At 70.6% G+C, this 21,128-nt stretch carries 21 protein-coding genes and 1 rRNA gene (1 of these 22 running past the window's edge); 8 read left to right on the top strand and 14 right to left on the bottom strand.

The window, feature by feature from the left end; translation table 11 throughout:
• Positions 1–167 (bottom strand): 16S ribosomal RNA (locus N7925_RS29260) (it extends 1,359 nt beyond the left edge of the window).
• Positions 168–833: 666 nt separating this feature from the next.
• Positions 834–1,508: a DNA-3-methyladenine glycosylase gene (locus N7925_RS29255; RefSeq protein ID WP_274345647.1), complete on the bottom strand. Its 675-nt coding sequence runs from the start codon at positions 1,506–1,508 to the stop codon at positions 834–836.
• A gap of 87 nt (positions 1,509–1,595) precedes the next feature.
• Here N7925_RS29255 and N7925_RS29250 point away from each other — a divergent pair, with 87 nt between their 5' ends.
• The 3 genes from N7925_RS29250 to N7925_RS29240 all read left to right on the top strand — a co-directional run bounded on the left by N7925_RS29250 (position 1,596) and on the right by N7925_RS29240 (position 3,628).
• Complete coding sequence (locus N7925_RS29250; protein WP_265602393.1) at positions 1,596–2,378, top strand: sporulation protein; 783 nt, start codon at positions 1,596–1,598, stop codon at positions 2,376–2,378.
• Positions 2,379–2,443: 65 nt separating this feature from the next.
• A complete protein-coding gene (locus N7925_RS29245) occupies positions 2,444–2,980 on the top strand; it encodes a YbhB/YbcL family Raf kinase inhibitor-like protein (RefSeq protein WP_265602392.1) in 537 nt (178 codons plus the stop codon).
• A gap of 138 nt (positions 2,981–3,118) precedes the next feature.
• Positions 3,119–3,628, top strand: a complete 510-nt coding sequence (locus N7925_RS29240) for an HNH endonuclease (protein ID WP_265602391.1) — start codon at positions 3,119–3,121, stop codon at positions 3,626–3,628.
• 107 nt (positions 3,629–3,735) lie between these two features.
• Here the strand turns inward: N7925_RS29240 and N7925_RS29235 are convergent, their stop codons facing one another.
• The 4 genes from N7925_RS29235 to N7925_RS29220 all read right to left on the bottom strand — a co-directional run bounded on the left by N7925_RS29235 (position 3,736) and on the right by N7925_RS29220 (position 7,119).
• A complete protein-coding gene (locus tag N7925_RS29235) occupies positions 3,736–4,509 on the bottom strand; it encodes a sulfite exporter TauE/SafE family protein (RefSeq protein ID WP_274345646.1) in 774 nt (257 codons plus the stop codon).
• A gap of 78 nt (positions 4,510–4,587) precedes the next feature.
• Positions 4,588–5,595 carry an SPFH domain-containing protein gene (locus N7925_RS29230; RefSeq protein ID WP_274345645.1) on the bottom strand — a complete coding sequence of 336 codons (1,008 nt, stop codon included), beginning with the start codon at positions 5,593–5,595 and terminating at the stop codon, positions 4,588–4,590.
• Between the two features lie 164 nt (positions 5,596–5,759).
• Positions 5,760–6,188, bottom strand: a complete 429-nt coding sequence (locus tag N7925_RS29225; protein WP_274345644.1) for an NfeD family protein — start codon at positions 6,186–6,188, stop codon at positions 5,760–5,762.
• 133 nt (positions 6,189–6,321) lie between these two features.
• Positions 6,322–7,119, bottom strand: coding sequence for an ABC transporter ATP-binding protein (locus N7925_RS29220; protein ID WP_097870277.1), 798 nt, complete (start codon positions 7,117–7,119; stop codon positions 6,322–6,324).
• A 132-nt stretch (positions 7,120–7,251) separates the two neighbouring features.
• On the opposite strand from N7925_RS29220, the gene N7925_RS29215 reads away from it, so the two are divergent.
• Positions 7,252–8,037: a hypothetical protein gene (locus N7925_RS29215; RefSeq protein ID WP_265602387.1), complete on the top strand. Its 786-nt coding sequence runs from the start codon at positions 7,252–7,254 to the stop codon at positions 8,035–8,037.
• A 199-nt stretch (positions 8,038–8,236) separates the two neighbouring features.
• On the opposite strand, the gene N7925_RS29210 is transcribed toward N7925_RS29215, so the two are convergent.
• The 3 genes from N7925_RS29210 to N7925_RS29200 form a co-directional block, all read right to left on the bottom strand.
• Positions 8,237–8,488 carry a chaplin gene (locus N7925_RS29210; RefSeq protein ID WP_012381470.1) on the bottom strand — a complete coding sequence of 84 codons (252 nt, stop codon included), beginning with the start codon at positions 8,486–8,488 and terminating at the stop codon, positions 8,237–8,239.
• Between the two features lie 143 nt (positions 8,489–8,631).
• Positions 8,632–9,276 (bottom strand): response regulator, encoded by a 645-nt coding sequence (locus tag N7925_RS29205; RefSeq protein ID WP_265602385.1) that lies wholly within the window; start codon positions 9,274–9,276, stop codon positions 8,632–8,634.
• Entirely contained in the window at positions 9,269–10,414 is a 1,146-nt protein-coding gene (locus N7925_RS29200) for a GAF domain-containing sensor histidine kinase (RefSeq protein ID WP_274345643.1), read from the bottom strand. Before N7925_RS29200 ends, N7925_RS29205 begins: the two co-directional genes overlap by 8 nt.
• Before the next feature lie 243 nt (positions 10,415–10,657).
• Here N7925_RS29200 and N7925_RS29195 point away from each other — a divergent pair, with 243 nt between their 5' ends.
• The 3 genes from N7925_RS29195 (at position 10,658) to N7925_RS29185 (ending at position 14,022) form a co-directional block, all read left to right on the top strand.
• Positions 10,658–11,383: an SDR family NAD(P)-dependent oxidoreductase gene (locus N7925_RS29195; protein ID WP_265602383.1), complete on the top strand. Its 726-nt coding sequence runs from the start codon at positions 10,658–10,660 to the stop codon at positions 11,381–11,383.
• A gap of 389 nt (positions 11,384–11,772) precedes the next feature.
• Positions 11,773–12,981, top strand: coding sequence for an S-adenosylmethionine:tRNA ribosyltransferase-isomerase (locus N7925_RS29190; RefSeq protein WP_443032361.1), 1,209 nt, complete (start codon positions 11,773–11,775; stop codon positions 12,979–12,981).
• Between the two features lie 276 nt (positions 12,982–13,257).
• Entirely contained in the window at positions 13,258–14,022 is a 765-nt protein-coding gene (locus N7925_RS29185) for a transglycosylase SLT domain-containing protein (RefSeq protein ID WP_265602382.1), read from the top strand.
• Positions 14,023–14,146: 124 nt separating this feature from the next.
• On the opposite strand, the gene N7925_RS29180 is transcribed toward N7925_RS29185, so the two are convergent.
• Entirely contained in the window at positions 14,147–16,780 is a 2,634-nt protein-coding gene (locus N7925_RS29180; protein ID WP_274345642.1) for an ABC transporter ATP-binding protein/permease, read from the bottom strand.
• A gap of 410 nt (positions 16,781–17,190) precedes the next feature.
• On the opposite strand from N7925_RS29180, the gene serB reads away from it, so the two are divergent.
• Positions 17,191–18,486, top strand: a complete 1,296-nt coding sequence (gene serB, locus N7925_RS29175) for a phosphoserine phosphatase SerB (protein WP_274345641.1) — start codon at positions 17,191–17,193, stop codon at positions 18,484–18,486.
• 122 nt (positions 18,487–18,608) lie between these two features.
• Here serB and N7925_RS29170 read toward each other — a convergent pair whose 3' ends face one another.
• The 4 genes from N7925_RS29170 to N7925_RS29155 all read right to left on the bottom strand — a co-directional run bounded on the left by N7925_RS29170 (position 18,609) and on the right by N7925_RS29155 (position 21,045).
• Complete coding sequence (locus tag N7925_RS29170) at positions 18,609–19,127, bottom strand: SixA phosphatase family protein (RefSeq protein WP_265602379.1); 519 nt, start codon at positions 19,125–19,127, stop codon at positions 18,609–18,611.
• A gap of 92 nt (positions 19,128–19,219) precedes the next feature.
• The gene (locus tag N7925_RS29165; protein ID WP_018957741.1) at positions 19,220–19,429 is read right to left on the bottom strand and encodes a hypothetical protein; all 210 of its coding nucleotides are present in this window, start codon (positions 19,427–19,429) and stop codon (positions 19,220–19,222) included.
• Positions 19,430–19,603: 174 nt separating this feature from the next.
• Positions 19,604–19,720 carry an SGM_5486 family transporter-associated protein gene (locus tag N7925_RS29160; protein ID WP_007446146.1) on the bottom strand — a complete coding sequence of 39 codons (117 nt, stop codon included), beginning with the start codon at positions 19,718–19,720 and terminating at the stop codon, positions 19,604–19,606.
• 17 nt (positions 19,721–19,737) lie between these two features.
• Positions 19,738–21,045, bottom strand: a complete 1,308-nt coding sequence (locus tag N7925_RS29155) for a CynX/NimT family MFS transporter (protein ID WP_274345640.1) — start codon at positions 21,043–21,045, stop codon at positions 19,738–19,740.
• Positions 21,046–21,128: the final 83 nt, after the last annotated feature.

Genomic DNA, 21,128 nt, shown 5'->3' with positions numbered 1-21,128 from the left:
GGTATTAGACCCCGTTTCCAGGGCTTGTCCCAGAGTGAAGGGCAGATTGCCCACGTGTTACTCACCCGTTCGCCACTAATCCACCCCGAAAGGCTTCATCGTTCGACTTGCATGTGTTAAGCACGCCGCCAGCGTTCGTCCTGAGCCAGGATCAAACTCTCCGTGAATGTTTACCCGTAATCGGGTGCACACATCACGAGAGCGGAACAACCGGTCGGAATAAGACCCGTTGTTCTCAGCGTCCTCGCTGTGTAATTGCCTGCCGCCACCCACAAGGAGCGGAACGACAGGACTTTCAAAGGAACCACCAACCTGCCGAAGCAGGCCGGGGTATCAACATATCTGGCGTTGACTTTTGGCACGCTGTTGAGTTCTCAAGGAACGGACGCTTCCTTCGGTCCCGTTTCACCGGGGCCCTCCGGGCGCTTCCCTTCGTTTACTTCTTTGTCTTGCTGTCTTGCGTTTCCGACTCTATCAGACTCTTTCGTGTCCGATTCCCGGTCGAAGCGGGTCTCGCATCTCGCTTTCCAGGTCCTTCGCTCTCGCGCTTTCCCTTTCCGGCGAGTCCGACTTTACCAGACTCTTTTTCGTTCCGTTTCCGGTCCGAATTCGATTTCTGGTGGCCTGCGGAGTGGCCTTGCCTTTCGGCGTGTTCACTACGTTAGCCGATCCTCTTGGCAACTCATAATCGAGTCGATAGAGCGAATACGGGCATGCCGAATTCGCACCCGCCAGGGTGAGTCGTAGGTAGTGGTTTGGCCGCTTCGAGTGGCTCGGTCCGGTCCGATGGACTGTGCCAAGAGCTGTACCCGTGTCAAGCGGCTCGGACTACATTAGGCGTCTTCCGAGGAGACGTCAAGTGCCTTGCTGCTCGGTCGGCGGCGCGGTGCGTGGGCGCGGTACGGGCTCACCGTGGGGTCTCCCTCGATCCAGAAGCGCCACGGCTGGTGGGCGCCGTCGCCGCCCACCCCTGTGCGGGGGCCGCTGCGTACGAGGGCGCGCGGCGGCGGGGTGCCGTGCAGTACGGACAGGGCCGGGGCGGGGCCGCCGAAGAGATCGCTGCCGTCCAGGGCTCGGTCGACATCGAGGGCGGTGGCGAGCCTGGCCGGGCCTTTGGCCAGTTCCTTGTCATTGCGGGCCGAGACACGTCGGTCGCGGGCCAGGGCGGCGCCGACGTTGATCTCGCCCGCCCGGAGGAGAACCCCGCTCGCCCGGCCTTCCGGGCCGCAGACCAGGTTGAGGCAGTGCCACATCCCGTACGTGAAGTAGACGTATGTGTGACCGGGCGGACCGAACATCACGCTGTTGCGCGCGGTGCGGCCCCGGAAGGCGTGCGATCCGGGGTCGACCTCGCCCGCGTATGCCTCCACCTCGGTCAGGCGCAGCTCGATCGTCCCCGCCGCGCTGCGGCGGACGAGCGTGCGGCCCAGCAGGTCGGGGGCCACTTCCAGTACGGAGCGGTCGAAGAACTCTCGTGTCAGTGGGGCGCGGTCCGGGGTCTTGGTCATGGCGACCGAGGGTACTGGGATCGCGCGGAAGGGAACCGGCTACCGTCGTGGCGCGTATGTAGGGGTCAGAACCTAGAAGGAGTGACTATGGGCTTCAAGCGGCTGCTCGCGAGCATGGGTGCCGGCGGTGCCTCGGTGGAGACCGAGCTCACCGAGGTGAACGTCGTCCCCGGTGGGGTCGTCCAGGGCGAGGTGCGCATCCAGGGCGGTTCGGTCGCCCAGCAGATCGAGGGGCTCTCCGTCGGCCTCCAGGCGCGGGTCGAGGTCGAGGGCGGGGACCAGGAGACCAAGCAGGACATCGAGTTCACCAAGCAGAGCCTCGGGGGCGCCTTCGAGGTGCAGGCGGGTGCGGTGCACGTGGTGCCGTTCGGCCTGGAGATCCCGTGGGAGACGCCGATCACCATGTTCGGCGGCCAGCAGCTGCGCGGGATGAACATCGGGGTGACCACCGAGCTGGAGATCGCCCGCGCGCTGGACTCCGGTGACCTGGACCCGATCAACGTTCACCCGCTGCCGGCGCAGGAGGCCATCCTGGACGCCTTCCGGCAGCTGGGCTTCGGCTTCCGCAGCGCGGACATGGAGCGCGGTCACATCCGCGGTACGCGTCAGCGGCTGCCGTTCTACCAGGAGATCGAGTTCGTCCCGCCGACGCAGTACCGCGGTCTGAACCAGGTGGAGCTGACGTTCGTCGCCGACGACCGCGAGATGGACGTCATCCTGGAGATGGACAAGAAGCCGGGGCTGTTCAGCGAGGGCAGCGACTCCTACCGCGCGTTCAAGGTGGGGCTGCAGGACTACCGGCAGACCGACTGGGCCGCCTACCTCAACCAGTGGCTCGCCCAGGTCGGCGGACAGCGCAACTGGAGCTAGAGGACGGCACCGCCCCCTAAGGTCGGGTGGGAAGGCAGACGAACCGATCAGGAGAGGTGCGAGACGTGACCGAGCCGAAGAGGGCCCCGCTGCCGCACGACTTCCATCCGGAGGTCGTGGCGTTCACCGTGGTGAGCGACGATCTGGCGCCGGGGGCCGTGTTGGGCGATGCCCAGGTGCTTGCGGGTGGGAACACTTCGCCGCAGCTGCGGTGGGAGGGTTTCCCCGAGGGGACCAAGAGTTTCGCCGTGACGTGCTTCGACCCGGACGCCCCGACGGGCAGCGGGTTCTGGCACTGGGTGCTCTTCGATGTCCCGGCCTCGGTGACGGAGCTTCCGGCCGGTGCGGGCAGCGGAAAGTTCGAGGGGCTGCCCGAAGGGGCCGTCCAGGTCCGTAACGACTACGGCAGCAAGGAGTTCGGGGGCGCCGCGCCGCCGCCCGGGGAGAACCACCGCTATGTGTTCACCGTGTACGCGGTGGACACCGAGAAGCTCGGGATCGACAGCGACGCGTCTCCCGCGGTGGCCGGATTCAATCTTCGGTTCCACACACTGGGGCGTGCTCAGCTGATCGGTGAGTACGAGGCTCCTTCCGGCGATTAGTTCGTCTGCTGTTTGCCCTGCTCTGGTCTTGGAGAGATCAGAGCAGGGCATTTTTTATTGCGTTGTCCATCGCGGCCTGCCCAGCCAGAGTTGATCCGGGCCTGCCAGGGGGCGGGCGGCACACGGGAGGTGGGCAGGATGCGTGACACGCTGGTTCTCAACGCGAGCTTCGAGCCGCTGTCGACAGTGACGCTGAACCGTGCGGTGGTCCTGATCCTGACGGACAAGGCCGTCGTCGAGCAGTCGCATCCCGAGCTCCGTATGCGTGGTGCCGCCGTGGACATTCCGGTGCCCCGGGTGATCCGGCTCTGCCGGTACGTACGGGTGCCGTTCCGAAGACAGGCCCCGTGGTCCAGAAGGGGTGTGCTGATACGGGACCAGCACCGGTGCGCGTACTGCGGGCGGCGGGCGTCCACCGTCGACCATGTGGTGCCGCGTGCCCAGGGCGGGCAGGACACCTGGCTGAACACGGTGGCCTCCTGTGCCGAGGACAATCACCGCAAGGCCGCCCGGACGCCCGACCAGGCGGGGATGCCGCTGCTGAAGCAACCGTTCGTCCCCTCCCCCGCCGAGGCGATGCTGCTGGCGATGGGGGCCGGCGACCGCTCGGCGCTGCCGGAGTGGCTGGACCGGGCAGCGGCGGCGTAGGGCGCCGGAACGATCGTCCGACGCGGCTGCGGGGAGCCGTGACGTAGTCGGCGTACGTCGGGTGGTGTATCCCCGTGGGCCCGCCCCTGTGGGCGGGCCCACGTACGTCAGCGGAGCAGCAGTTGGACGATGGCCATCGTGCCGACGGCCACGATGAGGGCGCGCAGGACGGTGGGGCTCAGGCGGCGGCCGACCTTGGCCCCTATCTGGCCGCCGATGGCCGAGCCGACCGCGATGAGGACGACGGCCGTCCAGTCGAAGTGGGCCACGAAGAGGAAGAACAGCGCGGCGATGGTGTTGACCACGGCCGCCAGGACGTTCTTGACGGCGTTGAGGCGCTGCATGGTGTCGTCGAGCAGCATGCCCATCAACGACAGGTAGATGATCCCCTGGGCGGCGGTGAAGTAGCCGCCGTAGACGCTGGCGAGCATCAGGCCGGTGAACAGGAGCGGGCCGCCGTCGGTGCGGGGCGTGGCCCCGGTGTGTTCGCGGCGGCGCTGGACGGCTTTGCTGATGCGTGGTTGCAGGATCACCAGGACGAGGGCCAGGGCGACCAGGACCGGGACGATCGTCTCGAAGGCCGTGGAGGGCAGGGCGAGGAGCAGGGTCGCCCCGCAGAGGCCGCCGATCGCCGCGCCGACGCTCAGTTTGAGGATGCGTCGGCGCTGGCCGGCGAGTTCCTTGCGGTAGCCGATGGCCCCGCTGATGGAGCCGGGGATGAGGCCCAGCGCGTTGGACACGGTCGCGGTGACCGGGGGGAGGCCCGTGGCGAGCAGGACGGGGAAGGTGATCAGGGTGCCCGAGCCGACGATCGTGTTGATCGTGCCCGCTCCGACGCCGGCCGCGAAGACGGCGAGTATTTCCCAGATGGACAAGGCCATCTCCTTCGTTGGTCAGTGACGCCTCCCCGCCATGAAGGTCGAGGGGCCTCACTGATCATGCACGAAAGGGCCTTCGGGTCAGGAGACCGGGGGTTCCTCGCGTCGTTCCACCGCCGGGGCGGGGATGGAGCCGTGGCCGTTGCCGCCGTTGCCGTTCCCGCCATTGCCGTTGCCGTTGCCGCCATTGCCGCCGGTGTTGAAGCCGGGCGTGCCACCACCGAGGTTCCCGAAGGCTCCGCTGAGTCCCTTGAGCGCGTCGCCGATCTCGCTGGGCACGATCCAGAGCTTGTTGGCGTCGCCCTCGGCGATCTTCGGGAGCATCTGGAGGTACTGGTACGAGAGGAGCTTCTGGTCCGGGTCTCCGGCGTGGATGGCCTCGAAGACCGTGCGGACGGCCTGGGCTTCGCCTTCGGCGCGCAGGGCCGCCGCCTTCGACTCGCCTTCGGCCCGCAGGATCGCGGACTGCTTCTCGCCCTCGGCGGTGAGGATCTGGGACTGCCTGATGCCCTCGGCGGTGAGGATCGCGGCGCGCTTGTCGCGGTCCGCGCGCATCTGCTTCTCCATCGAGTCCTGGATGGAGGTCGGCGGCTCGATGGCCTTGAGCTCGACGCGGTTGACGCGGATGCCCCATTTGCCGGTCGCCTCGTCGAGGACTCCGCGCAGGGCGGCGTTGATCTCCTCACGGGAGGTGAGGGTCCGCTCCAGGTCCATGCCGCCGATGATGTTGCGGAGGGTGGTGACGGTGAGCTGCTCGATCGCCTGGATGTAGCTGGCGACTTCGTAGGTCGCGGCGCGGGCGTCGGTGACCTGGTAGTAGATGACGGTGTCGATGTTGACGACCAGGTTGTCCTGGGTGATCACCGGTTGCGGCGGGAAGGGCACCACCTGTTCACGGAGGTCGATCCGGTTGCGGATCGAGTCGATGAACGGGACGACGATGTTCAGGCCCGCGTTGAGGGTGCGGGTGTAGCGGCCGAACCGCTCCACGATGGCGGCGCTGGCCTGCGGGATGACCTGAATCGTCTTGATCAGGGCGATGAAGACGAGCACCACCAGAATGATCAGAACGATGACGATCGAGTTCATGGTGTCTCTCGTGTCCTTCGGTTGGCCGGTGGATCGCGGTGGTCGGGGTCGGTGCACAGGCGGGGCCGGTGGTCCTGCGTTGCGGGCCGGTCCGAGTTCTCATGATGGTCGACATGATCGACTTCGAGTCTGGCAGACCGGGGCCCGCCACGTGCACGCTTCGGTCACATGACGACGGCCGTCGCTCCGTCGATGTCCACGACATCGACCTGGCTGCCGGGTTCGAAGACCTGGTCGGCGTCGAGCGTGCGGGCCGACCAGACCTCACCGGCGAGCTTGATGCGCCCCCCGGAGGCCGATACCCGTTTCAGCACGACCGCCTGACGCCCCTTCAGGGCGTCGATGCCGCTGGCGTGCCCGGCCTGGCCCGCCCGGTGTCTGGCGGCGATCGGGCGCACGACGGCGATCAGCGCGACCGAGACCAGGACGAAAACCAGAACCTGGGCGACGATTCCGCCGCCGAGGGCGGCGACGGCCGATGCGGCCACCGCCCCGACGGCGAACATCCCGAATTCGGGCATCGCGGTCAGGACGAGGGGGATGCCCAGCCCCACCGCGCCGATCAGCCACCACACCCATGCGTCGATGTCCACCTGGTCATCGTAGGACTGTCGGTGCGTCACCGACAGGGCGCACGGGTGGCCAACTGCGGTGCACGGCCTGCCGATCGTGGCGCGGGGGCCTGCTGACGCCCGGCGGGGAGGGCCGTAAGCGGCGGAGTCGGGGTCAGGAGAGCGGAAGGCCGTGCGCGGTGTAGCGGTCGCCGGTGTGCTCGACGATGAGCGGCAGGCCGAAGCAGAGGGAGAGATTGCGGGAGCTGAGCTCCGTCTCCATGGGGCCGGCCGCGAGGATCTTGCCCTGGCGGATCATCAGAACGTGGGTGAACCCCGGCGCGATCTCCTCGACATGGTGGGTGACCATGATCATGGAGGGGGCGAGCGGGTCGCGGGCGAGGCGGCCGAGGCGGCGTACGAGGTCCTCGCGCCCACCGAGGTCGAGCCCGGCGGCGGGCTCGTCCAGGAGCAGCAGTTCGGGGTCGGTCATCATGGCGCGGGCGATCAGGGTGCGCTTGCGCTCTCCTTCGGAGAGCGTGCCGAACCTGCGGTCCAGGTACTCGGTCATGCCGAGGCGGTCGAGGAAGGCGCGGGCGCGCTCCTCGTCGACGGCTTCGTAGTTCTCGTGCCAGGTGGCGGTCATGCCGTACGCGGCGGTGAGGACCGTCTGCAGCACCGTCTGGCGCTTGGGCAGCTTGTCGGCCATCGCCACGCCCGCCATGCCGATCCGGGGGCGGAGCTCGAAGACGTCGGTGCCGACGCCGCCGAGCTGTTCGCCGAGGATCGTGGCCGTTCCCGTGCTCGGGAAGAGGTAGCTGGAGGCGAGGTTGAGGAGGGTCGTCTTGCCGGCGCCGTTGGGGCCCAGGATGACCCAGCGCTCCCCCTCCTTGACCGACCAGGAGACATCGTCCACCAGAGCGCGTCCGTCGCGGACCACGGATACGTCCACCAGCTCCAATACATCGCTCATGGCGCGTTGTCTCCCCATGCAGTCTCGTCGATCGTCGCGTGCCGGTGGGCACGGCTCCCAGGGAAAACCTACGCCACCGCGCGAGTGCTTCAGGCGTGAGGGCCGTTCCCAGGCGTTGCCTAGGCTGTCGGCATGCTTGTCGAACCACGTTCAGGGTTGTTGGCCGCTTGGGGAAACGCGCTTCTGGCGGGACTCGTCTCGCCGGACGAGGCGGCCCTCGCGATTGTCGGGGAGGACGCGGTGCACCGCGTCGATGGACTGCCGGGCGAGGCGGGGCCGGTCGGGCTCACGCTGGCGCTCGGCCGGCTGAGGGGGTTGGGGGCGACCGGCTTCCGGGTGGCGCTGCCGGTGCCGGGGCATCCGCTGGGGCTGAGCGGTCCGCCCGATTTCAACGCGCGGGCGCTGGAGGCCCAGGAGGCGGTGGTCGCGTACGGAGTGCCGTACGGGCTGGTGCCGGAGATCACCGAGGCGGGGCCGGCCGGGGATCTGCACGTCGAGGTGGTGTGGCGGGTGCTGCCGGTACGGGAGGCGCCGCCCGCCGACGTGCCGTCGCTGGGCGAGGCGGAGCGGGAGCTGGCGGAGGCGTTGCGGGATGCGACGGCGGTGCTGTCGCGGCTGGACGTGGCCGGTTCCGGGCCGGTGGCGGAGGCCGCGGTGGACGCGTACCGGGCGCGGGCGGAGCTGGGGCGCGAGGTGCTGGCGCCCGGGTATCCGCCGCGGGCGGTGCGGGTGCTGGAGATGGCGCAGCGGGTGGGGCTGCTGGTCTCGGTGGCGTACGAGAACGGGCACGGCGGTGCGGTGAGCGCGTCGGAGATCGCGGCGCGGGGGGAGGCGTTGCGGCCGGTGGAGCGGGTGGCTCGACGGGCTCAGGTGGCGGCGTACAACGCGTATGTGGAGGGCGGGGAGGTGCGGCGGTAGGGCCGCGGGCCTTCTGTCCTCAAGCGCCGGACGGGCTGGGGTGCCCCCGGGAGCGGGGCCCTGGCCTCGGGGTCCCCGGCTCGGGGGGGTCCGTCTTCAAGCGCCGGACGCGCTGGAGAGGTGCGGGGCGGCGAAAGCCGGACGGGCCCTTGGGGGATGTAGGGGCGTCCGGCTTTCGGAGTGGCCTTCGGGGGGTGGGTCAGTGGTTGAGGCCGAGGTTGCCGAAGGCCGGGTTGAGCAGGCCCACCACGTTGACCGTGTTGCCGACCACGTTCACCGGGACGGCGACGGGAACCTGCGCGAGGTTGCCGCTGGCGACGCCCGGGGAGTGGGTGGCCACGCCGTGGGCGTCGGCGCCGCTGTGGCCGGTGGCCGAGGCGGCTCCGGCGCCGGCGGCGATGAGCCCGCCCGCGATCATGGTGACGGCGGCGGCCTTCTTCAGGTTCTTCACTTCAGGATCCTCCTAGAAAGGCTGCGACAAGCCGTCGCAGCACGCCCTGGAGAACGCCGTGCGGCCCGGAAGGATGCGCCGTACGGGTGACATACACCCGACAGTATGAATCTCAGCCCGGACGGGACCCGGCGGTGCCGGCGTCAGCCCGCCGCTCCGTTGCGTACCGCCCACAGCGCCGCCTGGGTCCGGTCGGCCACGTCGAGCTTCATCAGGATGTTCGACACATGCGTCTTGACCGTCTTCTCCGAGAGGACGAACGCACGGGCGATCTCGCGGTTCGAACGCCCGTCCGCGATGAGGCCGAGGACTTCGCGTTCCCGCTCCGTGAGCGTGCTCCCCCGGCCCGTGCCGGTGCCCGCGTCGTCCTGGGCGAGCAGCGCTCCCGCGACCTCCGGCTGGAGCAGGACGTGACCGGCGTGGACCGAGCGGATCGCCCCGGCCAGGGCGTCCGGGTCGACGTCCTTGTACACGTAACCGGAGGCTCCGGCGCGCAGGGCGGGGACCACTGTGCGCTGCTCGGTGAAGCTGGTGACGATGAGTACCTTTGCGGGGTTGTCGAGCTCCCGGAGGCGGCGCAGGGCCTCGATGCCGTCGGTGCCGGGCATCTTGATGTCCATCAGCACGATGTCGGGGCGGAGCTCCTCGGTCCGGGCCACGCCCTCCGCGCCGTCTGACGCCTCGCCGACGACCTCTATGTCCTCCTGGATCTCCAGGAACGTACGCAGTCCGCGGCGGACCACCTGATGGTCGTCGACCAGCAGCACCCTGATGGTCTTGTCAGCCACCGGGGACCTCCATCTCGATCGTGGCGCCCTTGCCGGGCTCCGAGGCAACGGTGAGTCGGCCGCCGACGCTGTTCGCCCGGTGGCGCATGGAGACGAGGCCGAGGTGGCGGCCCGCCCGCCGCACGGCGGTGGGGTCAAAGCCTGCCCCGTCGTCGGTGACACGGAGGACGGTGTCGGTGCCACGCCGGACCAGGGTGACGCTCACGCGCTCCGCACCGGAATGGCGCAGGGCGTTGTGGAGGGCTTCCTGAGCGACCCGGAGCAGCGCTTCCTCCTGGGCGGCGGGCAGCGCGCGCACTCCGCGGCTCTCGAAGGCGACCTCGGCGGCGTGCGCCCGGTCCAGGACCTGGATCTGGGTGCGGAGGGTGGCGATGAGCCCGTCCTCGTCGAGGGCGGCGGGGCGCAGTTCCACGACGGCGGCCCGTAGCTCGTCGACCGCCTCGGCGGCGAGGGCGGCGACCTGCTGGAGTTCGCCCTTGGCGCGGACCGGGTCGCGGTCGACGAGGGCGGTGGCGGCCTGGGCGGTGAGGCGGAGCGAGAACAGCTTCTGGCTGACCGCGTCGTGCAGTTCGTGGGCCAGCCGGGAGCGTTCCTCGGCGATGGTCAGTTCGCGGCTGCGCTCGTAGAGGCGGGCGTTGGTGAGCGCGATGGCGGCGTGCTGGGCGAGCATCTGGAGCAGTTCCTCGTCCTCGGCGGTGAAGCCGCAGCCGCCCTCGGGCTTGGGGCACAGCTTGTTGGCGAGGAACAGTGCTCCGATGATCTCGTCGCCGTCCGTGATGGGCAGGCCGAGGAAGTCGGACATGTCGGGGTGGGCGTCGGGCCAGCCCTCGAAGCGGGGGTCCTCGCGGACGTCGGCGAGGCGTTCGGGCTTCGCCTGGTGGAGCATCGAGGCGAGGATGCCGTGCTGGCGGGGCAGCGGGCCGATGGCCTTCCACTGTTCGTCGCTGACGCCGTCGACCACGAACTGGGCGAAGCCGCCGTGGTCGTCCGGGACGCCGAGGGCCGCGTACTGGGCGTCGAGCAGTTCACGGGCGGAGGCGACGATCGTCTTGAGGACGTCGCCCACTTCGAGGTGCCGGCTCATGGCGAGGAGCGCGGCACTCACCGCGGCGAGGCCCGACGGTGGGCGATGACTCATGGGATCACCGTACCGGCGGGGGCCGCGCGGCCGTATCGGGCCGGGGTCGGTGGTGGCTTTGCGGGTGGCCTAGGTCCGGGCGGCGGGCCTCTAGGCCGAAGGTCCTAGGACTGCTCGGGACCTACGCCGAAGTACCGGGTACGGGTGCGGCTCCGGGGCGAGGCGCGGTGCGGCCGGGGCTTCCTACGGTGGGTTCGCCGGGGCTTCCCGGCGGAAACCGAGGGTACTGAGGGGACGGTCACCATGCCGGTCGCTGTGATCACGGGTGGTTCGAAGGGGCTGGGGCGCGCGCTGGCGACGGCGCTGGCCGGGCAGGGGTGGGACCTGGTGCTGGACGCCCGGACCGCCGGGGTGCTGGAGGACACGGCGCGGGAGTTGCGCGGGCGGTCCGGGACGCGGGTGGTGGCGGTGCCGGGGGACGTCACGGACGCGGCGCACCGGGCGGATCTGGTGGCGGCCGCCCGGTCGCTGGGCGGTCTCGATCTGTTGGTGAGCAACGCGAGCGTGCTGGGCGCGGAACCGCTGGTCCGGCTGGACGCGCTGCCGCTGGAGGGGTTGCGGCGGGCGCTGGAGACCAATGTGGTGGCGGCGCTCGGCCTCGTCCAGGAGGCGTTGCCGTCGCTGCGGGCCGCGGAGGCGGGGGCGGTGGTGGTGATCAGCTCGGACGCGGCGGCGGAGCCGTACCCGACGTGGGGCGGTTACGGGGCGTCGAAGGCGGCGCTGGACCAGTTGGCGGCGGTCCTGGGCGAGGAGGAGCCGGGGCTGCGGGTGTGGGCGGTCGACCCGGGTGACATGGCGACGGACCTGTACGCCGCGGCGGTCCCCGAGGAGGCGGACGAGGTGCGGCCGACGCCGGAGAGCGTGGCGCCCGCGTTCCTGCGGCTGGTGCGGGAGCGGCCGGCCAGCGGGCGGTTCGCCGCTCCGGCCCTGCTGGAGGGGGCGGCAGGTCCGGGCGGGGGCCCGCGGTGAGCGCGCGGGAGCGGTGCCCGGACCGGAGGGGGCCGGCGGCGGCGAGCCCGGGCGGGGTGAAGCCCGACCACCCGAGCCGCCCGGACGGGGTGGACACCGCCACGCCCTGCCAGGGCCGGGCGGACACCGCCACGCCCAGCCGGGGCAGGGTGGACACCGCCACGGGCCACCCGCGCCGGGTGGACACCGACACGGGCCGCCTGGACCAGGTGAAGCCCGCCCCGAGCCGCCCGCAGGGGGTCGAGACGGCCGCGTACGGCCCGGACGGGATAGGCACCGACGGGCCCCACCCGGGTGGGGTCGAGACGGCCGCGCCCGGCCCGGGCCGATGGGGCACCGGCTCGCCCCGCCCGGGCCGGGCGGACACCGCCGCCCCCGGCCCGGGCGGGATGACGACGGACGGGTCAGGCGCCGAGGTGCCGGGCCTCGGCTCGGCGGGAGGTGACGTGGGCCTGGTCGACGGGGCCGCGCGGCTGTGGGCCGGGGGCGGTGGGCCGAAGGGCCCGGTGGCGTGGCGAGTGCCGGACGCCCTGTCGGCCCGGGTGCCGGCCGAGCAGCGGGGTTCGGGGCGTGACGACGTACGGCTCCTCGTGTCGCGGGGGTGTTCGGTCTCGCACCATGCGTTCCGGGAGCTGCCCGGGCAGTTGCGGGCCGGCGACGTGCTGGTGGTGAACACGTCCATGACGCTGCCCGCCGCCGTGAACGGGCGGGTGGGCGGGGAGCGGGTCGTCGTGCACTTCTCGACGCTGGGTGCCGACGGGCGGTGGGCGGTGGAGCTGCGGGCCCCCGGCGGGGCAGGGGTCACCGGGCCGCGCCCGGGCGGGCCCGCGGGGGCGGTGGTGCGGCTGCCGGGCGGGCGGGCCCTGGTCCTGGAGGAGCCGCAGGGCCCCCCGGCGGGGGCCCGGCTGTGGTGGGCGCGGGCGCCGGAGTCGGTGCCGGAGCTGTTGCGGCGGTACGGGCGGCCCATCCGGTACGGGTACACGGAGCGGGATCAGCCGCTGTCGGCGTACCGGACGGTGTTCGCGGTGCCGTCGCCGGACGGGAGCGGTTCGGCGGAGATGCCGAGTGCCGGGCGCCCGTTCACGGCCGCGCTGGTGGCGAGGCTGGCGCGCCGGGGGGTGCTGTTCGCTCCGCTGTCCCTGCATACGGGGGTGGCTTCGGCGGAGGCGCACGAGCCGCCGTACCCGGAGCGGTTCGCGGTGCCGGCGGCGACGGCGTGGCTGGTGAACGCGGTGCGGGCGGCGCGCGGTGAGGACCGCGCGGCGGGCGGGCGGGTGATCGCGGTGGGGACGACGGCCGTGCGGGCACTGGAGTCGGCGGCGGGGGCGGACGGGGTGGTCCGGCCGACCGAGGGGTGGACGGATCTGGTGGTGACGCCGCGGCGGGGCGTGCGGGTGGTGGACGGGCTGCTGACCGGGCTGCACGAGCCGGAGGCCTCGCACCTGCTGATGCTGGAGGCGGTGGCGGGGCGCGAGGCGCTGCGCCTCGGGTACGAGGCGGCGCTCCAGGAGCGCTATCTCTGGCACGAGTTCGGGGACGTCCACCTCATCCTGCCGGATGAGGAACGTGACGCTACGAATTGCTCAAGCAACGAATAGTGAGACCGTCGCGTCGCCGATGTGAGCCCAGGCATAGGGCCTACGTCACTTACGAACGTACCTAGTGGGCACATAAGGGCGATTTGAGCGGGCGTACGAGGGGGTCAATTCGGACGAACAGGACCCTGCTCCACTACCCACCTTCGTACGTCACACCTTTGCCACACGATTTTGCTGCCGCTAAGAATTGCTCTCGTCCCCGACGGAGGTACGCATCACCGCCTCCCGTCTCGTCCTCCGTGAGGACACCCTGAGCATTCGAAGAGGTAGCCCTACATGTCTGCGACTCGCATACCCAGCCGTGTCCGTCGTCTGAACAAGGTCCAGAAGATCTCCGTGGCCGGTGTGTCGGCCCTTGGCGTCGCCGCCCTGACCTTCTCGCTCGTCCCGTCGAACGCCGAGGCCGAGATCGCCCCGCAGGCAGCGGCTGCCGCCGCGCCCGTGGCCTTCACCAACGCCGCAGGCTCCGCCCAGGCCAAGACCGTGCAGAACAGCATGCTCGAGCAGCACGCCACCGCCGAGCAGCTGGTGAAGGCCGCCGACGCCGCCAAGGCCAAGGCCGCCGCCGAGACGAAGGCCGCCGCCGCGAAGGCGAAGGCCGCGTCGGAGGCGAAGGCCAAGGCCGCCGCGGACGCCAAGGCGAAGGCCGAGGCCAAGGCGGACGCAAAGAAGCGCGGCACCGAGGCAGCGAACCGCTCCACCCCGCGCAAGCCCGTCTACGCGAACAACCTGGACGGCTGGATCCGCGAGGCCATGTCGATCATGAAGAAGGAAGGCATCCCCGGCTCCTACGAGGGGATCCACCGCAACATCATCCGGGAGTCCAGCGGTAACCGCTGGGCCATCAACAACTGGGACATCAACGCCCGGAACGGCATCCCGTCCAAGGGCCTGCTCCAGGTGATCCAGCCGACCTTCGACCGCTACCACGTGGCGGGCACCAAGAAGGACCTGTACGACCCGGTCGCCAACATCGTCGCCGCCTGCAACTACGCGGCCGACCGCTACGGCACCATGGACAACGTCGACAGCGCGTACTGAGCCCAGCCCTACTGAGCCCAGCCACATACGGAGTCCAGCACGTACGGAGTCCAGCCGTGCACACGCCGGAGGCCGGCACCCCTCGGGGTGCCGGCCTCCGGCGTCGCTCCGTCCCGGCGGGACTCTACTTGCGCATGACCTCGGGCTCGTGGCGCCGCAGCAGGCGCGCGACCGCGATGCCGCAGATCACGCCGAGCGCGAGCAGCACGGCGATGTTGATGCCCCACTGGCTCGCGGTGTGCTCCCACAGCGGGTCGAGGTCGGTGGGGTTCTTCGGGTCCCACGGCGGCATCAGGTGCGCCAGGTCCAGCGTGGTGCCGGCCGCGGCCATCGCCCAGCGGGACGGCATCAGCCAGGCGAACTGCTCCAGGCCGGGCGACCCGTACACCTGGAAGAGCACGCCGGTGAAGACGACCTGGATGATCGCGAACATGACCAGCAGCGGCATGGTCTTCTCGGAGGTCTTCACCAGCGAGGAGATGACCAGGCCGAACATCATCGAGGTGAAGCCCAGCGCGATGATCGAGAGGCAGATCTCGACGGCCGGCGGCATGATCAGGCCTTCCGACGGCAGATCGCGGGTGGCGAAGCCGATGCCGCAGATGATCACGCCCTGGAAGGCGGTGATCACGCCGAGGACGATCACCTTGGACATCAGGTACGCGGAGCGGGACAGGCCGGTGGCCCGCTCCCGTTCGTAGATGACCCGTTCCTTGATCAGCTCTCGTACGGAGTTGGCGGCGCCGGAGAAGCACATGCCGACCGCGAGGATCAGCATGATCGTTCCGGCCTTGCCGTTGAACCGGGACGGCGGTTCGGGCTCGGCGAGACCGAACTCCGCCGGGATGACCACGCTGACCACGCCCAGCACGGCGGGCAGGATCAGCATCAGGCCCATGAAGCCCTTGTCGGACGCGATGACGGAGGAGTATCTCCGGATCAGCGTCCACAGCTGCGCCATCCAGCCCTGCGGCTTCGGCGGGCGCATCCGCTGCGGGGGCGGCATGTTGACCGGCGCGGCCGCGACCGCGTCGAGGTCGGCGGCGTACATCTGGTAGTGCTGCGAACCGCGCCAGCGGCCCGCCCAGTCGTAGTCGCGGTAGTTCTCGAAGGCGGAGAAGACGTCGGCCCAGCTGGTGTAGCCGAAGAAGTTCAGCGCTTCCTCCGGCGGACCGAAGTAGGCGACGGAACCGCCGGGGGCCATCACGAGGAGCTTGTCGCAGATCGCCAGCTCGGCGACCGAGTGCGTGACCACGAGCACCGTGCGGCCGTCGTCGGCGAGGCCGCGCAGCAGCTGCATGACATCGCGGTCCATGCCCGGGTCGAGGCCGGAGGTCGGCTCGTCCAGGAAGATCAGCGAGGGCTTGGTGAGCAGCTCCAGGGCGACCGAGACGCGCTTGCGCTGGCCGCCGGAGAGCGACGTGATCTTCTTGTCCTTGTGGATGTCGAGCTTGAGCTCGGCGAGGACCTCGGTGATCCGGGACTGGCGCTCGGCCTCGGTGGTGTCCGCGGGGAAGCGGAGCTTGGCCGCGTACTTGAGGGCCTTGGTGACGGTCAGTTCCTTGTGCAGGATGTCGTCCTGCGGGACCAGACCGATGCGCTGGCGCAGCTCGGCGAACTGCTTGTACAGGTTTCGGTTGTCGTAGAGGACGTCACCCTGGTTGGCGGGCCGGTAGCCGGTGAGCGCCTTGAGCAGGGTGGACTTTCCCGAACCGGACGGGCCGATGACCGCGATCAGCGACTTCTCGGGGACGCCGAAGGAGACGTCCTTGAGGATCTGCTTCCCGCCGTCGACCGTCACCGTGAGGTGGCGGGCGGAGAAGGAGACCTCACCGGTGTCGACGAACTCTTCCAGCCGGTCCCCGACCAGCCGGAACGTCGAGTGACCGACGCCGACGATGTCGTTCGCGCCGATGAGCGCGGAGCCCGACTTGTGGAGCGGCAGACCGTTGACGTACGTGCCGTTGTGCGAACCGAGGTCGCGGATCTCGAAGCGGCCGTCGGGCGTCGCGTGGAACTCGGCGTGGTGGCGGGAGACCTGGAGGTCGGAGACGACCAGCTCGTTCTCCAGCGCACGGCCGATGCGCATGACCCGGCCGAGGGCCAGCTGGTGGAACGTGGTCGGGCTGCGGTCGCCGTAGACCGGCGGCGCCCCCGCGGCGCCGCCCTGTCCCGGTCCGGCCGGATGCCCGGGGCTCTGCTGGTGCGGCACCTTCTGGTGCGAAGGCTGCTGCGGCGGGGCCTGCTGTGGCGCCTGCGGCTGCTGCTGCCAGGCCTGCTGCGGAGCAGGAGCCTGGTGCGGGGCAGGAGCTTGGTGGTGGGCCGGGGGCTGGTGCTGGGCAGCGGCCTGCTGTCCGTGCCAGCCCGCGCCGCCCCCCTGGGGCTGGTGGTGCGGCTGCTGCGCGGGGGCCTGCTGAGCACCGGCCGCGTGCCCGCCGCCGACACCGGCGCCGGCGGCGGGGCCGAGGCTCACCCGGGGCCCGTCGGTGGCGTTGCCCAGGTGCAGCACCGAGCCGGGGCCGAGCTCCACCTGTTGGATCCGCTGACCCTGCACATAGGTGCCGTTGGTGCTGCCGTGGTCTTCGATGAACCAACTACGGCCGCTCCAGCTGATCGTGGCATGCCGCCACGACACCCTGGCATCGTCGATCGCCAGGTCGCCCTGAGGATCGCGTCCAAGGGTGTACGACCTGGATGGATCGAGCGTCCAGGTGTTGCCATTCAATTCCAGTACGAGTTCCGGCACTCCGCGCCCCACTAGTTGTCCCCCGTGTTACCCCCGTCGCAGGGAGTCTAGGGATGCTGAACATCGTGGGGAACTATTCCAGGACCAGTCCCCTATCCGAAAGTCGGGCGGGTGAAGAGCGCGCGGAGACGTGCGCGAACGCCCTGATACCGGGGAGCGAAACAGCCACGGAACGGGTGAAGTGCGGATGAAGGTCCGGTTACCGCCCAGAGAAGATTTATCGACCGTATACCGGCGGATACAAGACGGCTGGTGTGTCCGAGCGCAAGCCCCGTACCGGCCAGATCCGCGACGTCCCATGTCCCCGGGCCGAGGCCGCGGAGACCGCCGCTCGGCGCAGCGGACAGCGCCGGGGCGAATTCCGTCCGGCACTCGGGACGGGCGGCCGGAGGAGCCGGTGGGACCGATACGGTGGGAGCACCATGAGCGCATCTCAGCCACCTCAGCCCCTCTCGTCCTCTGAGCCCTCGGAGCCCTCTGAGCCCCGCCGGGTCGACGGCCCCGGCGGCGGGATCCCTCCGGGCGGCGACGCACCCACGCTTCTCGTCAAGATCTTCGGCAAGGACCGCCCCGGCATCACCGCCGGGCTCTTCGACACCCTCGCCGCGTACGCGGTCGACGTCGTGGACATCGAACAGGTCGTCACCCGGGGCCGCATCGTGCTGTGCGCTCTGGTCACCTCGCCCACCGCGGGCGGGACCACCGAGGGCGATCTGCGGGCGACCGTGCACAGCTGGGCCGACTCCCTGACGCTGCAGGCCGAGATCATCTCCGGTATCGGCGACAACCGCCCCCGCGGTGACGGCCGTTCCCATGTGACGGTGCTGGGGCACCCCCTGACCGCGGAGTCGACCGCCGCCATAGCGGCCACCATCACCGCGACCGGCGGGAACATCGACCGTATCTTCCGGCTGGCGAAGTACCCGGTCACCGCCGTCGAGTTCGCGGTCTCGGGGACCGGGACCGCGAAGCTGCGGACCGCGCTGGCGACCGAGGCCGCGCAGATCGGCGTGGACGTCGCGGTGGTCTCGGCCGGGCTGAGCCGCCGGGCCCAGCGGCTGGTGGTCATGGACGTCGACTCCACGCTGATCCAGGACGAGGTCATCGAGCTCTTCGCGGCGCACGCGGGCTGCGAGGAGCAGGTCGCCCGGGTGACCGAGCAGGCGATGCGCGGCGAGCTGGACTTCGAGCAGTCGCTGCACGCCCGGGTCGCGCTGCTGGCCGGTCTGGACGCCTCGGTGGTGGACAAGGTCCGCGCCGAGGTACGGCTCACCCCCGGCGCCCGCACCCTGATCCGTACGCTGAAGCGGCTCGGCTACCAGGTCGGCGTCGTCTCGGGCGGCTTCACCCAGGTCACGGACGACCTGAAGGAACGGCTCGGCCTCGACTTCGCCTCCGCCAACACCCTGGAGGTGGTGGACGGCAGGTTCACCGGCCGGGTCGTCGGCGAGGTGGTGGACCGGGCGGGCAAGGCCCGTCTGCTGCGGAGCTTCGCCGAGCAGGCGGGGGTGCCGCTGGCCCAGACGGTGGCGATCGGGGACGGGGCGAACGATCTCGACATGCTGAACACCGCCGGGCTCGGCGTCGCTTTCAACGCCAAGCCGATGGTCCGTGAGGCGGCGCACACCGCGGTGAACGTGCCGTTCCTGGACACCGTGCTCTATCTGCTCGGCATCACCCGTGAAGAGGTCGAGGCGGCGGACGGCCTCGTCGACTGACGGCCCCGGGCCGCCGGTCTCGGAGCCGTACACCGTCTCACGTAGTCGTACGCGGCCTTACGCGGCAGGGCCCCGGCACGCCATATCCGTGCCAGGGCCCTGATCGTTCTCGTGGGCAGCGCTCAGTCGTTCGGCGTCCAGTACTCGGTGAGCTTGCCGGCCCCGTGTTCCACGCTCTTCCAGGAGCCGGGGAACTCGACCACGGCGTAGGCGGCGGTGGGGAAGCCGTCCCGGGTCATCCGGGCCAGGGTGTCGCCCTCGGCCGATCCCGAGAGGGCGTCGGCGGCCCCCTGCATCCCGGGGTTGTGGCCGATGACCAGGAGGTTGCGCACCTCGTCCGGGGTCTCGTTGAACAGGGCGATCAGTTCGCCGAGGGAGGCCTCGTACAGCCTCTCCTCGTAGACGGTCCGGGGTCGCTGGGAGAATTCATGGACCGCCAGCTTCCAGGTCTCCCGCGTCCTGGCGGCACTGGAGCAGAGGGCCAGATCGAAATCGATGCCGGAATCGGCGAGCCTGCGGCCGGCCACGGGCGCGTCCTTGCGGCCGCGCTCGGCCAGCGGACGCTCATGATCGGAAGCCTGTGACCATTCCGCCTTGGCATGCCGGAGAAGGACAATCCTGCGAGGTGTCTCGACGCTCATACACCTCAGCTTCGCATGAAACGCGGCCTCCGGCGCAGGGTGTTGACGTGCTCGTGCAGGGAGTTGGTGTGCTGGTCCGGGGCTGGTTCGCCTCAACGGGACAGCAGCTGGAGGGTCCGCTCGATCAGCTGTCCGAGCGCGGGGTCTCCGGTGGTGGCGGCCTGGGCCTGTCCGGGGCTGAGGATCATCAGCAGCAGAGCGGCGAACGCGATGGCGGGCAGGGCGACGGCCCACCAGGGCAGCCGGATCTCGACACCGTCCGCGGCCGGTCGGTGGGACCTGGTGTGCGTCGGTGTCGGCATGTCCGCCTCCGTCAAGTCATCGGGTCGTCACCGAAGAACTTACGGACCGGAGGCGGCCGGCCCCATCCGGTGACCTACCCACTTCACCCTGACCCTGGCCCCCTAGGGGAAGGTGGTGCTAGCCCCACCCCTCGGGGTTTCAGGGTTCTCGGGCGACCATCAGGCCGTCGGGCGTCAGGGCGAGGCGATCGTGGCGATCACACCGATGACGACGGTGATGAGGAGCATCGCCCCGAACACGAGGAGAAGCTTCTTCTGGCCGTTCTGGGGATTCGGATCGAGCACTGGCATGAGGTCAGTGTCGCATCTCAGCATTCGTCCTCGATCGTCCGGTCCCGGCCGGCGAGGATCCCGGCCACCATCTGCGGAATCAGGAGGCCCGCCATCAGCGCGATCGGCAGCCCCCAGCCGCCGCTGTGCTGGTAGAGCACGCCGACGAGCAGCGGACCGGGGATCGAGAGCAGGTAGCCGGTGGACTGGGCGAAGGCGGAGAGCCGGACGACGCCCGCGCCGGACCGGGCCCGCAGGCCGATCATGGTGAGGGCGAGGGGGAAGGCGCAGTTGGCCACGCCGAGGAGCAGGGCCCAGGCCCAGGCGCCGGCGGCGGGGGCGAGGTAGAGGCCGCCGTAGCCGATCAGGCCGCACAGGCCGAGGACGACGACGATGGGGCCCTGCTGCTTGAGCCGGGAGGCGACCCGGGGGATGACGAAGGCGAGCGGGACGCCCATGGCCATGGTGACCGCGAGCAGGAGTCCGGCCGTGCCGGCGGAGACCCCGGCGTCGCGGAAGATCTGCGGCATCCAGCCCATGGTGATGTACGCGGCGGTGGCCTGGAGCCCGAAGAAGCAGGCGAGGCCCCACGCGGTGCGGCTGCGGGTGATCCGGAGGGCCGGCGCCTCGGTGTGCGCGGCGGCCCGCCCCGGAGCGGGGGCCGGCTGTCCGGGGGCCGGGGTCCGGTCGCGTACGAGGATGATCCAGGGCAGCACCGCGACGGCGGCGAGCACGGCCCAGACGACGAGTCCCGCCTGCCAGTCGCCGCCCAGCGCCCCGGTGACGGGGACGGTGACGGCGGCTGCCAGGGCGGTGCCGAGCGCCAGGGCCATGGAGTAGAGGCCCGTCATGGTGCCGACCCGGTCGGGGAACCAGCGCTTGACGATCACCGGCATCAGGATGTTGCTGACGGCGATGCCCATCAGGGCCAGCGCGCTGGCGGCCAGGAACCCGGCGGTGGAGCCGATGTACGGGCGGATCAGCAGGCCGGCCGCGATGGCGGCCATGCCCGCGCAGACCACGGCGCCCGTGCCGAAGCGGCGGGCCAGGCGCGGCGCCATGATCCCGAAGACCGCGAAGCAGAGCGGCGGCACGGAGGTGAGGACGCCGGCCACGCTCCCGCTCATGTGCAGCCCCTCGCGGACCTCTTCGAGGAGGGCGCCGAGGCTGGTGATGGCGGGGCGGAGGTTCAGGGCGGCCAGGACGAGTCCCACGGCGATGAGGCGCAGCAGCCAGGGTGCGGGGGCCTCGCCCGCACCGGGGAGCCGCTGGGCGCGGAGCTCGCGGGAGGTGCGCGCGGCGGCGCCGCGGTTCAGGGTCGGGGTCTGCGTCTCGTCGTCCGGCATGAGGCCATCATAGAATCATGGGATGATTACTTGTCCAATCCGTCCCACCCCGTGATCTCCCGGGTTTCCTGGGAGAATCCGGC

The sequence above is a fragment of the Streptomyces sp. CA-278952 genome (assembly GCF_028747205.1).
In the GTDB taxonomy this organism is placed as follows: domain Bacteria; phylum Actinomycetota; class Actinomycetes; order Streptomycetales; family Streptomycetaceae; genus Streptomyces.
This window is presented reverse-complemented; position numbering and strand designations above follow the sequence as displayed.

What these genes read in the sequence shown, in the direction of transcription:
- N7925_RS29240 (WP_265602391.1), top strand. Translation starts at nt 3,119, where the DNA reads ATGCGTGACACGCTGGTTCTCAACGCGAGCTTCGAGCCGCTGTCGACA.
- N7925_RS29200 (WP_274345643.1), bottom strand. Translation starts at nt 10,414, where the DNA reads ATGAGTCATCGCCCACCGTCGGGCCTCGCCGCGGTGAGTGCCGCGCTC.
- N7925_RS29155 (WP_274345640.1), bottom strand. Translation starts at nt 21,045, where the DNA reads ATGCCGGACGACGAGACGCAGACCCCGACCCTGAACCGCGGCGCCGCC.
- serB (WP_274345641.1), top strand. Translation starts at nt 17,191, where the DNA reads ATGAGCGCATCTCAGCCACCTCAGCCCCTCTCGTCCTCTGAGCCCTCG.
- N7925_RS29230 (WP_274345645.1), bottom strand. Translation starts at nt 5,595, where the DNA reads ATGAACTCGATCGTCATCGTTCTGATCATTCTGGTGGTGCTCGTCTTC.
- N7925_RS29235 (WP_274345646.1), bottom strand. Translation starts at nt 4,509, where the DNA reads ATGGCCTTGTCCATCTGGGAAATACTCGCCGTCTTCGCGGCCGGCGTC.
- N7925_RS29170 (WP_265602379.1), bottom strand. Translation starts at nt 19,127, where the DNA reads ATGAGCGTCGAGACACCTCGCAGGATTGTCCTTCTCCGGCATGCCAAG.
- N7925_RS29220 (WP_097870277.1), bottom strand. Translation starts at nt 7,119, where the DNA reads ATGAGCGATGTATTGGAGCTGGTGGACGTATCCGTGGTCCGCGACGGA.
- N7925_RS29185 (WP_265602382.1), top strand. Translation starts at nt 13,258, where the DNA reads ATGTCTGCGACTCGCATACCCAGCCGTGTCCGTCGTCTGAACAAGGTC.
- N7925_RS29195 (WP_265602383.1), top strand. Translation starts at nt 10,658, where the DNA reads ATGCCGGTCGCTGTGATCACGGGTGGTTCGAAGGGGCTGGGGCGCGCG.
- N7925_RS29215 (WP_265602387.1), top strand. Translation starts at nt 7,252, where the DNA reads ATGCTTGTCGAACCACGTTCAGGGTTGTTGGCCGCTTGGGGAAACGCG.
- N7925_RS29190 (WP_443032361.1), top strand. Translation starts at nt 11,773, where the DNA reads ATGACGACGGACGGGTCAGGCGCCGAGGTGCCGGGCCTCGGCTCGGCG.
- N7925_RS29165 (WP_018957741.1), bottom strand. Translation starts at nt 19,429, where the DNA reads ATGCCGACACCGACGCACACCAGGTCCCACCGACCGGCCGCGGACGGT.
- N7925_RS29160 (WP_007446146.1), bottom strand. Translation starts at nt 19,720, where the DNA reads ATGCCAGTGCTCGATCCGAATCCCCAGAACGGCCAGAAGAAGCTTCTC.
- N7925_RS29255 (WP_274345647.1), bottom strand. Translation starts at nt 1,508, where the DNA reads ATGACCAAGACCCCGGACCGCGCCCCACTGACACGAGAGTTCTTCGAC.
- N7925_RS29250 (WP_265602393.1), top strand. Translation starts at nt 1,596, where the DNA reads ATGGGCTTCAAGCGGCTGCTCGCGAGCATGGGTGCCGGCGGTGCCTCG.